This is a genomic window from Proteus hauseri ATCC 700826, from assembly GCF_001654965.1.
Lineage (GTDB): Bacteria > Pseudomonadota > Gammaproteobacteria > Enterobacterales > Enterobacteriaceae > Proteus > Proteus hauseri.
On record NZ_LXEV01000017.1, the window covers coordinates 1 to 14,631 of the forward strand.

The following is a 14,631-nucleotide window of genomic DNA, read 5'->3' on the forward strand; positions in this document are numbered from 1 at the left end:
ATTTTGTTTCTAACGATATTTAATTTCGATTAGAACGGGCTTATGTATACCAAAATTAAAAAACTCAATAAGTGAGTCACCTTGTTAGGAATAATCCATTTCTAGCAAATTTATTATTTTAAATGTCTTCGTCCTTTATATTTCAGGAAACAAAAAGATGAAATTAAATAAATTAGCATTAGTTCTAGGTTTAGGTTTATCTGTTGCTGCTGGTTCTACTTTCGCTGCTGATCCAGTAAAAGACCAAGGTCATGGTACAGTCAAATTTGTTGGTTCTATTATTGACGCTCCATGTTCAATTACTCCTGATACAGAAAATCAAACTGTTCCATTAGGACAAGTTGCTACTTCTGCATTAAAAGACGGTGGTCGTAGTAATTCTCGTGATTTTAAAATTTCTTTAACTAACTGTACAACTGAAACTTATAAATCAGTTCAAACAACTTTCACTGGTTCTGAAGCTACTGACATTTTAGCAGGTTCTTTAGGCATTGAAGGTATTGCTAAAAATGCTGCAGTTGTTATCACCGATGCTGGTGGTCAACAAATCAAATTAGGCACACCAAGTGCTGCTCAAACTTTACGTGATGGTAACAACGACCTGAACTTCGCTGCTTACTTACAAGGTTCTACAGCAGAAGCAGCTGTTCCAGGTGACTTTACTGCTATTGCAACTTTCGCACTGACTTATCAGTAAGAAAAAGCAGCTCTGTATAGGGACATACAGAGCTTTATTTCCTGTGTCTATTTTTTAACGATTTTTCTTACGGAGAAAAATATGAATCGCAAGATGACACCACTGTTGCTATGTCTTGCCGTCAGTTTATTCACTGAACAAGCATTAGCAAGTGATGTAAAACAAGATAAGAAAATGCATCAGCGATTTGGGGCACTCAATCTTCAGGGGACCATTTTAGAACCAACATGCGCTATTTCGGCAGGAAGTCGTTATCAGGTGATCCCGCTAACTACGGTATCTATTCCTACCTTAGTGACTCAAGGTAGTGGGCCGATTGATTATTTTTCTATCAGACTAACCGAATGCACACTTGTAGAACAAAAAGGTAAAGAAGCAGATAACCCTCGTTTTATTGCAACATTTGAGGGGCCTTCTCAAAGTGGCAATTTTCAGCTTTTTGGTGATGCCAAAGGTGCTTCATTAATGATAGCAGACCGTTATGGTCGGCAAGCAATTCCGGGGCAGCCTTTACCCGCAGTTGGCATCGACTCTAAATCGATGGCCTTACTTTATCAGGCGCGAATAGTAAAAAATAACGACATACCAAAGGCAGGAAACTACCAAACAACGCTGCGCTTTAAGCTGGAATATTATTAAATGGGTCGGGTTGGATTATTTATGGCTAAATCATTCAAAACCGTTTGTTTAGGGACGGAAAAAAAGAAAAAACAATATGCTATTCGGCCTGTTGCTGCACTGATCTATTTAATTATTTCTGGTATTTCAAGTTCAGCTTTAGCAAATAGCGACATTGAATTTAATGCCGATATTTTGGATCTCAAAGACAAACAAAATATTGATTTATCGGATTTCTCTCGTGCTGGCTATATTATGCCCGGCAAATATGAATTTATTGTTCGAGTTAATAACAATGAACTGGCTGATATCTATAACATCGAATATATCGTTCCAGAAAACGATCCTAAAGCCAGTGAACCTTGTCTTCCTCCTGAGTTAGTCCATCAATTAGGCTTAAAACCTGAATGGGCTGAAAAAGTTAAATTTAACGATGATGGGACTTGTCTTGATATTTCATCATTACCAGGAATGACAGTCAGTGCGAGTTTAGGTAGCGGTAATTTATTACTGACCATTCCTCAGGCTTATCTTGAATATTCAGCACCGAATTGGGATCCACCTTCTCGCTGGGATAACGGTATTTCAGGGCTTATTTTTGACTATAACGTTAATGCCAATGTGACAAATCCAGCCAATGGTAAGCAACAACAACAGCTTACGGGTATGGGGACGATGGGGGCTAACCTTGGTGTATGGCGTTTTCGTGCCGATTGGCAGGGAAGTTACCGTCATGTAACCGGCGTTCCTGATAGTACCGAAAATAACTGGAAATGGAGCCAATATTACCTTTATAGAGCAATCACCGAATGGGGTGCTCGTTTGGTCATGGGGGAAACATTCTCTCGCTCTGATATTTTCGATAACTTCCGTTTTACTGGGATTAACTTGGCAACGGACGACAATATGTTGCCACCTAACTTACGGGGTTATGCGCCAGAGGTAACAGGTGTCGCTAAAACGAACGCTAAAGTAACTATTAGTCAGCAAGGCCGGGTCATTTATGAAACGCAAGTAGCACCGGGGCCTTTCCGTATTCAAGATATTAATGATGCTGTTAGCGGTAAACTTGATGTTCGTGTTGAAGAACAAGATGGCTCGGTTCAAGAGTTCCAAATGGATACAGCAAGTATCCCGTATTTAACTAGACCTGGCAGAGTGCAATATAAGATCTCGGCAGGTAAACCGTCTGACATTGACCATAATACAGAAGGCCCTGTTTTTGGTATGGGTGAGTTCTCATGGGGGATCAGTAACGGTTGGTCTCTTTATGGTGGTTCGCTAGTTTCTGGTGACTATAACTCTGCGGCCATTGGTATTGGTCGAGATCTGATGGCGTTAGGTGCTATCTCTTTTGATGCCACGCACTCATGGGCAAGAATTCCAAGTGATGATAAACGTTATCACGGTGGCTCATATCGACTGAGCTACTCAAAACGTTTTGAAGCCATTAATGGACAGGTGACATTTGCGGGTTATCGCTTCTCTGAACGTGACTTTATGAGCATGAATCAGTACTTAGATCGTCGTTATCGCGATGGTACTGAAGATCACAATAAAGAGCTGTATACCATTATGTTTAGTAAGCAGTTTCCTGAATGGGGGCTGAGTGCTTACTTAAACTATAGTCATCAAACTTATTGGAACAAGCCAAACAACGACAGCTATAACTTATCGTTAGCAAAAACAATGGATATTGGTAGTTATAAAAACATCAATATCAGCATGTCGGCTTTCCGTAATAAATTCAACGGCACAAATGACAACGGCTTATATATGAACGTTAGTATGCCTTGGAGTGATCGCGCCACAATCAGTTACAACACAGTCATTAATAGACATGGTAACTCTCATAATGTGAGTTATTACGACCGTCTTGATGAAAACAATAGTTATCGTTTAGGTACAGGTATTAGCAGTAACGGTAAAGCTTCGGCCGATGGCTATTATTTACACTATGCCGATGCGGCATTAGTGACTGCAAGTGCAAGTTATATTGATGGTGAACATACGTCAGCGGCATTGTCATTACAAGGTGGTGCAACGCTAACACCTGAAGGCGGCGCTTTACACCGCATAAACAGAACCGGTAGTACGCGTTTGTTAGTTGATACCGATGGTATAGCCGATGTTCCAGTTAAAAGCATCGGTGCTATCTCACGCAGTAACTATTTTGGTAAGGCCGTTCTGCCAGATATTAATGATTATTATCGCAGTAGCGCCAGTATCGACCTTGAACAATTACCCGACAACGTTGAAGCACTGCGTTCGATTCAACAATTAACGCTGACTGAAGGCTCAATAGGTTATCGCCGCTTTGATGTTGTAACGGGGCAAAAAGCGATGGCAGTTATTCGCCTAAAAGACGGAACTTATCCACCATTTGGTGCTTCGGTGACTACCGAAAAAGGCCGTGAGTTAGGAATTGTCAATGACGGCGGTAATGTTTATCTCAGCGGTATTAATACAGATGAACGCTTACTTGTGCGCTGGAATGGACAAGAACAGTGTCAGATCCGCATTCCTACACTGGTTGATGGGCAATTTATGACTTCACTGTTGCTCACTTGTGGTGATGGTACAGCGTCATCCGGCACAGTAGATAAAAAAGCAGAACCATTATTATCTCAACCTCAATTGACCACAATTGAGAGCAAGTAAGACAAGATTAAAACAACTTCAGACAAAAAGAGTAATTAAAGATGATTTTATCAAAGCGCTCATTGATTGTAGCAACCACATTATTGGCTGGAATAGCATTTACTAGTCAGGCAATGGCAGCAATTGCACTGGATAGAACTCGCGTTATTTTTAATGGTGCAGATAAATCTGTCAGCTTAAATGTGAGTAATCAAAACAAAGAATTACCTTATTTGGCTCAAGGCTGGATGGAAAATGAAAATGGCGAACGTATTGAAAGCCCATTAATCGTATTGCCACCAATCCAACGTATTGAACCTGGTGACAAAAGCCAAGTAAAAGTACAGTCATTACCTGCTATTGCTCAACTCCCTCAAGATAGAGAAAGCGTGTTTTATTTTAACTTACGAGAAATTCCGCCTCGTAGTGATAAACCTAATGTGTTGCAAATAGCATTGCAAACTCGCATTAAATTGTTCTACCGCCCTGCATCTATTTATGCGACTCAAACAGATTTAACGAATCCGTGGCAGGAAAAAATCACCTTAACTAAGAAAGGTGATCGTTATGAAGTGAATAATCCAACACCTTATTACGTCACATTAGTTGATGGGTTAACGGCGCTAAAAGGACAAAGTCTTGATGGTTTTCAGCCATTAATGATTGCACCTAAAAGCACAGGTACATTGAATTTAAATGCTGCTGTATTTGGTGCTTCCCCTGTGCTGAGTTACATCAATGATTATGGTGGTCGTCCTCAACTGAAATTTAGCTGTAATGGCAATGAATGTAAGGTTACAGAAACATCAGCTGGAAACTAAATAGGTCTATTTTATGGTTATGGAACAGCGGTTTAACACAAGCAAAGCAGTGTTGATTTTTATTCTGGCAACATTTACTGGTGGCCTGAGTTCTACTGCTGTTGCGGATCTACCTGCAAGGGCGGCTGCAAAGGATGTTATTCCCGGCATTGTTTATATCAATATTACTGGAAATGTTATTGCGCCACCGCCGTGTGTGATTAACGGTGGGAAAATGATTGAAGTAAATTTTGGTGAAGTCATGAGTACACGCATTGATGGTGTTAATTATAAAAAACCAATCCAATACAGTGCTACTTGCGAAAAAATGCCAACAAATGCCATGAAAGTCTCAGTAGCCGGCAATGCCACTGGTTTTGATAATAATGCTTTACAGACCAATATCACTGGATTAGGTGTTCGTATTCTTTATCAAGGGAAGTTACTCAACTTAGGAAAAACAGTTGATTTTACTTATCCTAATTTTCCTGTGTTAGAGGCAATTCCGGTACGTGATCAGGCAGAAACACTGGTGGGAGGCGATTTTGTCGCTAATGCCACTCTAAGAGTGGAATACCAATAAGGAGCTAACGCCGTGTTTATTAAATTAACGAAAATATGTCTGATTACCTTACTCGGTGGTGCTTCTCTGGCTGCAAATGCAGATGATCCAAATATGAAATTATTTGGCACTTTATTAGTGCCACCACCTTGTGTGATCAGTGACGACGGCGTTATTGATGTTTATTTCGGTCATAACGTCGGGATCCACAAAGTTGATGGTATTAATTACACCGAAGCGGTGAATTATAAATTGGTGTGCGATCCCAATTTAAAGGGATGGGATCTAGGACTCTCTATTATTGGGCCTAAAAGCCAGTTCGATGAGGCGGCATTACAAACCAATATTACAGATTTGGCTATTCATCTTACGCAAAATGGACAACCTTTTATTTTAAATAAGCGGATTGCAATATCGCCAGACAGTCCCCCTGTTATTCAAGCTGTACCTGTAAAAAGACCTGGTAGTACTTTGCCTGAAGGTGCGTTTGAGGTGTCTGCCACTTTATTAGCTGAGTACCAATAGGAGCGTATTAATGAACATAAAAAGCGTATCGCTTCCTTTTATTTTTGGGTTAGCTACTTTTGTTGGATTAAGTGCGACAGCGCTTAGTGCGAAAGACAATATGTATTTTCACGGAATATTAGTTGATGAGCCTTGCACGATTAAACCGGGAGATGAAACGGTTGAACTAGATTTCGGTAATATTCCCGATAAAAACCTGTATGCCTATCAAAGAACACCAAGTAAGCCATTTCAAATACGCTTATCTGAATGTGATCTCACTATTGGTAAAAATGTCAGGATCACGTTTAAAGGTGATGAAAATCAGGCGATGGCAGGGCAAGGTTTTTTAGCGATAAGCCCTGCAAGTCAAGCATCAGGTATTGCTGTTGGATTGGAATCTGAAAATGGCAATGCGTTACCTGTTAATAAAGAAACAGACAAACTTTCATTGAACGCGAATGACACTATTTTGCATTTTTATGCCTTTATTCAAGGAGAGCCGGATGCTATTGCCAATCAGGCGATTAAACGAGGGCCGTTTAGTGCAATAGCTACATTCCATTTGAATTATGACTGATTATTAGAATTGAGGTTTTACATGTTCATATTGAAACGATTCCCGGCTCTATTTATCACGATAGGCTTGCTATTTTCAGCGCCTGCAATGGCGTCTATCTTCTCTTATATTACGCATTCTGAAGGTGAACCTGCTCACGCAACTTATACCTATGTTATTCAACGCTGGGATCCGGAACCAGACAACACACCAAACCCTTGTTATGGATGGAGTCAATGCTGGATCACAATCAACCATAAGCATGATGCCAATGGTTCTCCGGGGTCTGCTGTAAGAAGTATTGTACGAGTTGAAAAAGAACGCTATTTATCTGGTGTACGTGCAGCAGTGATGAGTGTTGAAAGTTTTCCCATTCAAGGTACAGCACGACACGATGGTGATCCTCTTACCTCTAACCAAGAGTGTGTAGGGTTATTTTATGAATCTAAAGAAGGGGGATGGTCACCTAATGGTCGCTTATTGCCAGGATCATTATGTGGTATTGCACCACCACCAGTTGGTGCCTGCAAAATAACAGAAGGCGCTGTAAATCTTAATTACGGTGATATTGATGAAGTGAGTTTAGAAAATGCCGCACGAGCACAAAACATCAACATTACTTGTAATTTAGCAATGAAAGTATTGGTGATTGCATCTGGTTCTGATAGTGGACGAGTACCATTACGAACAGATAATAGCTTATACGCCGATTTATTTCTCGATGGCAACCCAGGTGAAAAAGGCTCAGTAATAAATGTTCCTAAAAATGGCACTATACCTGTAGAGGTTAAATCAATTCTACATACTAATGGTCGTGTAGCCCCAGGGCATTTTTCTGGTTCGGGTTCAATTATTTTAACAATGCCTTAATCATGATAATGGTGAATATTATGATGAATTACGATTTTATAGATAATATTGATGTTAACGCGTTAGTAGGTAAACGGATCCAGAAAAAGCGTAAAGAATTGGGTTATACCGGTATGCAAATTGCTGAGAAAATAGGGGTTAGCCAACAGCAATTCTCTCGCTATGAACGAGGCATGAATAAAATCGATTTAAGTTATTTAGTTACTCTAGCGGTGCATTTAAATACACCTATTTATTGGTTTTTTGAGGACTGTTTTATTCCTAAAAAATCGTCAGAAAGTAAACGTCTTGATAAATGCAACCGTGTTATTGCAGATGCAACGCCTGATATATTTTCATATTAATAAATATATCAGGCACTAAATTCGCTTTTTGAATATACATTGCATATTTTTGATTGATTACCTTGTTGGTAGGGCAAAGGAAACTTTGCCTTTTTTTTATTCTATTTTTTACATTTTAGTTTTTATTCTCTTTTTCTATTTCTTGATTTCGTTATTTTTTACGTTGATTCATTTCAAATATTTCACCTCTTTTTAAGATTACATGTAATGAAAATGACACGTGTAAATTTTTTATTTCTTATTTTTCACAGATAAATAGTAATTTCATCTGTGATTATCAGGTTTAGCAGAGTATTTAATAGCTCTTATTCGGTTTTCAAAGAGAGTTTTAAACTAGTAAAGGTTAAAAAAAAGGCGACAATTTGTTAAAAAATGTTAACTTATACACACTTTTTGATTTTAGATATTATAAATTAATTTTAATGTTAGTTGGTTATAATTATATTATATCAATATAACACTATGATTTATAATGGTAATTATATATTTAAAATTATTCTTATGTTCTTTGTTCGTTAAAAATGAGTAAAAAGAAGTGGTATTTACAGATAGTAAAAACAAATTTGGTTGTGTAATGTGCATTTTCTGTTTTTTTTTATAAAAAGGATAAATGATGCAAACAAAAAAACAGGGAGGAAGTCGCTTTCTACGTACTGTAGAATGGCTAGGTAATGCACTACCACATCCCGTTATTTTATTTATTATTTTAATTGCTATATTACTTGTCTCTTCAGCAGTTGGTGAATACTTCGGCGTCACTGTTCAAGATCCTCGTCCAGAAGGTGCAAAAGGGCGGGCAGAAGATGGTTATATACATATCATCAGTTTATTAGATGCCGATGGTATTCGTCGCATTCTGGCAAATATCGTGACTAACTTTACTGGTTTCGCACCTTTAGGGACGGTGCTGGTGGCGTTATTAGGTGTCGGTATTGCGGAGCGAGCAGGGCTGTTATCTGCGGTAATGCGTTTAGTGGTTATGAAAGCACCTCGCAAAATGACCACGATGGCCATTGTTTTTGCTGGTATTATGTCTAATACGGCTGCTGAATTAGGCTATGTAGTGTTAATACCATTATCAGCAATTATTTTCCACTCATTAGGTCGACATCCATTAGCGGGACTTGCAGCGGCGTTTGCAGGGGTATCTGGGGGTTATTCTGCTAACTTACTACTTGGAACTATCGATCCACTGTTATCTGGTATTACTCAACAAGCTGCGCGTATTATTGATCCAACCTATGTCGTAGGTGCTGAGGCAAACTGGTATTTTATGTTTGTTAGTACCTTCTTAATTACATTCTTAGGTTACATCATCACAGAAAAGATCGTTGAGCCGCAACTTGGGCCTTACAACAGTGATCATCTCGATGAGGAAGAAAATGATTTAAAGAACGCAGCAGAAGTGACGCCTATTGAACGAAAAGCGTTATGGGCTGCAACGGCAACCTTTGCTGTCATGGCGGCTATTTTAGCGTTAACCGTTATTCCTGAAAATGGCATGCTAAGAAACCAAGAAACAGGATTAATTGGTAATTCACCGTTCTTGAAATCGATAGTTGTCTTTATTTTTCTGTTCTTTGCTATTCCTGGTATTGTTTATGGCTGGGTGGCAAAAACAATGCGTACAGATAAAGATATTGTTGATGCTATGGCAAACTCAATGAGTACGCTGGGGCTTTATTTAGTTATTATTTTCTTTGCTGCACAATTTGTCGCTTTTTTTGGCTGGACGAATATTGGGCAAGTTATTGCGGTTAAAGGTGCAGCATTATTAAATAGTATTGATATGCCAGGTGGTGTGTTATTTTTTGTCTTCATACTCATTTGTGCCTTTATTAACTTAATGATTGGTTCTGCATCTGCGCAGTGGGCTGTAACTGCGCCTATTTTTGTACCAATGTTAATGTTGGCAGGTTATGCTCCAGAGACAATTCAAGCGGCTTATCGTATCGGAGATTCTGTAACAAACATTATCACACCGATGATGAGTTACTTTGGCCTAATATTAGCGGTTGCCACCAAATATAAGAAAGACACAGGTATAGGAACCATGATTTCAATGATGTTGCCATACTCTGTTATTTTCTTAATTGGTTGGTCATTACTATTTTATTTTTGGGTATTTGTATTTCAGCTGCCTGTTGGCCCTGGTTCTCCTATTTATTACACTCCAACAGCAGGATAAATTCTCTTGTAGTTACCCAGTGTAGTTATTTAGTGTAGTTATTTAGTATAGTTATCCAATATTGTCATCCAAGCTCATACAGGGATGTATGGGCTTTATTTATTTAATCTTTATACCGTATTAGCACAATTTTATTTTTCATGTTTAGCTAATTTTTCAGTCAACTGAATAGCATAATCAGTATGTAAAAACTGGGTATCCATACCAGCTTGTTGTAGTTTTAATTCCAATAAATTTAGGCGTTTTTTCAATTGTTCATTTTCAATGCCAGTTTCAGAAAATGAGCCTAAGATTTCAGCTAAAGATAATGCTTCTTTTCTCTGTTGCATTTCTGGCGGTAAAAATCCGGCATTTTTAAGTAAGTGATAACTTGCTCTAAGCACTTCGGGAACATGACTATTATCATCAAGTATTAAAGGTTTGCCTTCTCCTTTTAAAGATGAAAGTTCGCCCTCTTTTAGTGCTTTTTCAATATGGCGTTCAGCCCACTCATCCAAAATTGACATTTTGACTCCTGACTATTACATCGAAATATTTTTACAGAAATAATTAGACTTGATCAAACTACATTATTTGATATTATGTTTTTATATTATATAAAAACATATATTGTTGAGGTGTAGCATGGGCAAGTATCAAGAAATAGTAGCAGATATTGCAGGTAATATGGGGGCGGTATCACAGAATATCCCTGAAGTTATGAAGTCATTTATGAGTACGACTAAAGCAGCTTCAAAAGATGGTGCACTAGATGCTAAAACTAAAGAATTAATTGCTATTGCTATTGCTGTAGCAAATCGTTGTGATGGATGTATTGGTTTTCACACAAAAACATTAGTTGAATTAGGAACTACAGAGCAAGAATTAGCAGAAACACTGGGTGTTGCTATCTATATGGGGGGTGGGCCTTCAGTAATGTACGCAGCTAACACTATGGGTGCTTTTAAAGAGTTTAATAAATAATTAATTTTAATAAAAAATATTTTTTAATGATCAAAACCAGAAGCTATTATTCTGGTTTTTTTGATTCTCATTATCAAAAAATCTTGCTTAACTTTATTTTTGTTTTTCTGACTATAGGAATAAAGCTAATATTTTTATCTAAATTACAATTAATTTATTCTTAATAAACCTTAACTTCTATAAATTATAAATAAAAATAAAATAACTAAAGGTAAGTAAAAAATATTTTCATTTTATCTTATAGTTATGATTTATATAAACTTTTATTCCGATAATATTATTTTCGTCTATTGAAATTTAAAGTGATATGCTTTTTTAGTTAAGAATAAATTAATCAATAATAATTGAATTTTTTATAAGATCACTTTTCTAATTGATGCGATAGAGCATTATTTTAAAATTGGGAAATTTATGAACGCTGAAGTAACAGAAAAATACAAATGGTTATTACTTTTTCTTTTTGTGTTATTAACTTATTTTATTCCCTTAGAATCTAGGCTGCTCTGGCAACCAGATGAAATTCGCTATGCTGAAATTAGCCGAGAAATGTTAGTATCAGGTAATTGGTCTGTGCCTTATTTACTTGATGTTCGCTATTTTGAAAAACCCGTATTAGGTTATTGGCTTAATAGTATTGCTCAATGGCTTTTTGGTGATGGGCATTTTGCTGTTCGTATTGTTGTCGTTAGCTCGACTTTACTAACGGGGATGTATATTTACCGCGCCGCAATGCTTGCTTGGAATAATAGTAATATCGCATTTAATGCGGTTATGGTGTTTCTTTCTACTTTTCTTGTTTTTGCTATAGGTGCTTATAATATTCTTGATCCTATCGTGACATTTTTTGTCACTGCATCAATGTATTATTTTCTCTTAGCATTATCTGCAAATAATAATAAGGTGAAAGTTAAAGCCTATATCCTTATTGGTGTTTTCTGTGCGTTAGGTTTTTTAACAAAAGGGTTTATTGCTATTGTATTACCAGCTTTAGTTTTCTTTGTTACCGCGATTAGCAAGTCACGATTTAAAGAGACGTTATATTATTTTCCTATCACACTTTTATCGATGGTTGCTGTTGCGGGTCCGTGGGTATTTTCTGTTGCAACACAAGCTCCTGATTACTGGAATTACTTTTTTTGGGTAGAACATGTTCAGCGTTTTATTGCCAAAAACTCCGCAAGAGCACAACCCATGTGGTTTTATGTACCTATTATTATTGTTGGGCTTGTTCCTTGGTTAGGATTTCTCTTTGGTGCTTTAAAATCAGCACTTAGCTTAAAAAAAGGAACACTCTATTTTCTTTTTTGGTTTACTATCTTTTTTAGTTTTTTTTCGGCATCTAAAGGAAAATTATTAACATATATGTTCCCTTGCTTTGTGCCATTATCCCTATTAATTGCACATTATATGGAAGAATTAAATATTCAAAATAATGAACGAGTACATAAAATTAATGCAATTATTAATACAGTTTTCGGATTGATAGGCCTCTTAGCGCTTATTTATTCACTCTATTCTTATAAACAGATACTGTATCAAGCGGAAGAAAAAGCCAAAATACTTTTGGCATTTATAGGATTTTCATTTTGGTGCTTAGTCAGTATTAGATCGTTTTTTACGCAAAATAAATATCTAACGATGTTTTGTTCTGTGGGACTAAGTTTACTTATAGGTTTTGCAATTCCTAATAAAGTAGAAAGCAAAAATACACCAGAAAATGTATTAAGCTACTATTCTGAGCAGCTAAAAAATACGCCCTATATACTGACCGACGAAGTAGGAATTGGTACTTCACTTGCATGGGTGCTAAAACGAACGGATATTCGCTTAACAGAAACAAAAGGGGAGTTAGCTTACGGATTGGAATACCCTGATGTTAAGAATAAATACTATAGTCTTACTCAGTTAATTTCGCTTATTGAACAAAATCAATATCAAGGTGTTGCGATAGTTTTAGTAAGACCTGAAAGAAAAGAAATATTGTCGTTATTGCAGAACTTAAAAATTAAGCCAATAGTCGAAAAACAAGGCGATTTAACGTTTGTTTTCTTCAATTAGCTGATTGTTATTATATTTTTAACTTGAGCAAAAGAACGAGACCAAATATATTGAGTATTTTGTAAGATGAAAATTTGATTTTTTGTGTTGTTTTTATGTGATCTAGATTAAAAAATAGATTATGTGAATAAATTTATTTTGCTCTTTTTCTTTTTAATGGTAGGTTTAAATTGTGTCCATTAAATCGGAGTTAGTTAAGCGCTATATGACAAGTCACTTTACTTTATCAGAACCCCCACCCACACGAAATGTACTTATGATTGGGGGTAATTTATGCTGATTTTCTTAGTCGAATGTTTTATCGGTCTAGCATCAATTGCTCTTACTCACCGTGTATTAATGTTGTACGGTAAAAAGAAGTGATATGAAGAGCTTGCTAAAAAAGTATTTTAATCAAGATTGATTTATATAAGCCCTGTTAGTGAAATGCTAACAGGGCTTAATTATATAAATTTTTTTATTATTTCTCTTTAGCCTTATTGAAAATAACTCTCTATCACTTTTATTTTTTCAATATCCAATGTATTAGTATATTGATGTAATAGTGCCCATGCTTGAAGATAATCATATTTAGCTTTTATTAAATCTTGTTGAGCTCGATAAAGTAACTCTTCAGCGTTCAATACATCTACCATAGTTCTTTGCCCACCAATATAGCTTTTTTGCGTTGCTTTTAATTGTAGCTGAGCTGAAGCAAGAGATTGTTCGTAGGCTTTTAATTTAATATTACTGGTAGTACAGATTTGATATTGATGACGCAATTCTTGCATAATTGTCTGGATAATTGCATCTCTTTCAAAGGCACTCATTTGATATAATGCAGTTGATTGGCGCATTGATGCAGTTGTTCTTCCGCCATTAAATAATGGTAAACTTACATAAAAGCCAATATTTGCAGCTTGATATTGCTGGTTTACGGTATTGTTGCTATCAGAATCACTATTTGAATAAGAAGCATAAAGCTGTACTGTAGGGAAAAATTCCGCCCGTTGTTTTTCAACTTCATGTTTTGCTATAGCCATTTCATAACGCGCAGTCTGTATATTTATATTATCTTGAATAACACTTTTTTCCCATGAATCGTAATCATTGGGAATAATAGCTTGTAAAATAAATTTATTATCACTAAGTTTAGCAATATGTTCCGTATAAGGGAGTGGGGTTCCAATCATAGAACTTAATTTATTTTTAGCATTTTCTAATTCTAGATAAATATCGGTATATTGTGATTGAGTTAAATAAAGTCGAGTTTCAATTTCTGATATATCGGTTTTTGTACCTTCACCTAGTTCAAATAAACGTTGGCTAGAAATTAATTGCTTATTATAAATATCTTGTTGTGAAATATTTAATTGTAACTTATCTTGTGCATATGCTAATTGTATATAATTATCTATTAATCTAATAACTAATTCAGAAAACTTTGCTTGATAACGACTATCAGATAACAATGTTTCAATAACAGATGATTTATATTCACTAAATGCAGCGTAATCAAATAATGGCTGGCTTATGATAACATTAACTGAATGACTTTGATAATTTTGATATTCAGTTCTTTTTGTTTCACCTTGATAAGTGTTAATAGGATAGACTTTTCGTTGCCAATTTCTTGGTGAATTTTGATAATTTACATGAATACTGGGTAATAATTGAGATAAGCCTATATTCTCAAATTCTTTTCCTGCTATTTGCTCTTTTATTGCGGCATTAAAAGTTGGATCATTTTTAACTGCTAAATAATAGAGATCTGACAGCGTAATGGCAAATGCTGTGCAACTAAGCATCCAAATAAATATAATGGCAGAGAGTTTTCTTATTAGCATAA

At 36.3% G+C, this 14,631-nt stretch carries 14 protein-coding genes; 12 read left to right on the top strand and 2 right to left on the bottom strand.

The window, feature by feature from the left end; genetic code table 11:
- Positions 1 to 157: 157 nt before the first annotated feature.
- From M997_RS05830 to M997_RS05875, 10 genes are all read left to right on the top strand, one after another.
- Positions 158 to 697 carry a fimbrial protein gene (locus M997_RS05830; protein ID WP_064719176.1) on the top strand — a complete coding sequence of 180 codons (540 nt, stop codon included), beginning with the start codon at positions 158 to 160 and terminating at the stop codon, positions 695 to 697.
- Between the two features lie 81 nt (positions 698 to 778).
- On the top strand, positions 779 to 1,336 hold the full coding sequence (locus M997_RS05835; RefSeq protein WP_064719177.1) for a fimbrial protein: 558 nt from the start codon (positions 779 to 781) through the stop codon (positions 1,334 to 1,336).
- Between the two features lie 21 nt (positions 1,337 to 1,357).
- Positions 1,358 to 3,976 (top strand): outer membrane usher protein, encoded by a 2,619-nt coding sequence (locus tag M997_RS05840; protein WP_064719263.1) that lies wholly within the window; start codon positions 1,358 to 1,360, stop codon positions 3,974 to 3,976.
- Between the two features lie 41 nt (positions 3,977 to 4,017).
- Positions 4,018 to 4,776 (top strand): fimbria/pilus periplasmic chaperone, encoded by a 759-nt coding sequence (locus M997_RS05845; protein WP_064719178.1) that lies wholly within the window; start codon positions 4,018 to 4,020, stop codon positions 4,774 to 4,776.
- 13 nt (positions 4,777 to 4,789) lie between these two features.
- The gene (locus M997_RS05850) at positions 4,790 to 5,338 is read left to right on the top strand and encodes a fimbrial protein (RefSeq protein ID WP_082918393.1); all 549 of its coding nucleotides are present in this window, start codon (positions 4,790 to 4,792) and stop codon (positions 5,336 to 5,338) included.
- 12 nt (positions 5,339 to 5,350) lie between these two features.
- Positions 5,351 to 5,842 (top strand): fimbrial protein, encoded by a 492-nt coding sequence (locus M997_RS05855; RefSeq protein ID WP_420874850.1) that lies wholly within the window; start codon positions 5,351 to 5,353, stop codon positions 5,840 to 5,842.
- A gap of 10 nt (positions 5,843 to 5,852) precedes the next feature.
- On the top strand, positions 5,853 to 6,401 hold the full coding sequence (locus tag M997_RS05860) for a fimbrial protein (RefSeq protein WP_064719179.1): 549 nt from the start codon (positions 5,853 to 5,855) through the stop codon (positions 6,399 to 6,401).
- Positions 6,402 to 6,422: 21 nt separating this feature from the next.
- Positions 6,423 to 7,250: an MrpH family fimbial adhesin gene (locus M997_RS05865; RefSeq protein WP_064719180.1), complete on the top strand. Its 828-nt coding sequence runs from the start codon at positions 6,423 to 6,425 to the stop codon at positions 7,248 to 7,250.
- Between the two features lie 20 nt (positions 7,251 to 7,270).
- The gene (locus M997_RS05870; RefSeq protein ID WP_064719181.1) at positions 7,271 to 7,594 is read left to right on the top strand and encodes a helix-turn-helix domain-containing protein; all 324 of its coding nucleotides are present in this window, start codon (positions 7,271 to 7,273) and stop codon (positions 7,592 to 7,594) included.
- Between the two features lie 613 nt (positions 7,595 to 8,207).
- On the top strand, positions 8,208 to 9,782 hold the full coding sequence (locus M997_RS05875) for an AbgT family transporter (RefSeq protein WP_064719182.1): 1,575 nt from the start codon (positions 8,208 to 8,210) through the stop codon (positions 9,780 to 9,782).
- A 131-nt stretch (positions 9,783 to 9,913) separates the two neighbouring features.
- Here M997_RS05875 and M997_RS05880 read toward each other — a convergent pair whose 3' ends face one another.
- A complete protein-coding gene (locus M997_RS05880; RefSeq protein ID WP_064719183.1) occupies positions 9,914 to 10,288 on the bottom strand; it encodes a DnaJ family domain-containing protein in 375 nt (124 codons plus the stop codon).
- A 118-nt stretch (positions 10,289 to 10,406) separates the two neighbouring features.
- On the opposite strand from M997_RS05880, the gene M997_RS05885 reads away from it, so the two are divergent.
- Both M997_RS05885 and arnT read left to right on the top strand, forming a co-directional pair.
- A complete protein-coding gene (locus M997_RS05885) occupies positions 10,407 to 10,745 on the top strand; it encodes a carboxymuconolactone decarboxylase family protein (RefSeq protein ID WP_064719184.1) in 339 nt (112 codons plus the stop codon).
- A 411-nt stretch (positions 10,746 to 11,156) separates the two neighbouring features.
- The gene (gene arnT, locus M997_RS05890) at positions 11,157 to 12,803 is read left to right on the top strand and encodes a lipid IV(A) 4-amino-4-deoxy-L-arabinosyltransferase (protein ID WP_064719185.1); all 1,647 of its coding nucleotides are present in this window, start codon (positions 11,157 to 11,159) and stop codon (positions 12,801 to 12,803) included.
- A gap of 476 nt (positions 12,804 to 13,279) precedes the next feature.
- Here the strand turns inward: arnT and M997_RS05895 are convergent, their stop codons facing one another.
- Positions 13,280 to 14,629 carry a TolC family outer membrane protein gene (locus M997_RS05895; protein ID WP_239994720.1) on the bottom strand — a complete coding sequence of 450 codons (1,350 nt, stop codon included), beginning with the start codon at positions 14,627 to 14,629 and terminating at the stop codon, positions 13,280 to 13,282.
- Positions 14,630 to 14,631 lie beyond the last annotated feature (2 nt).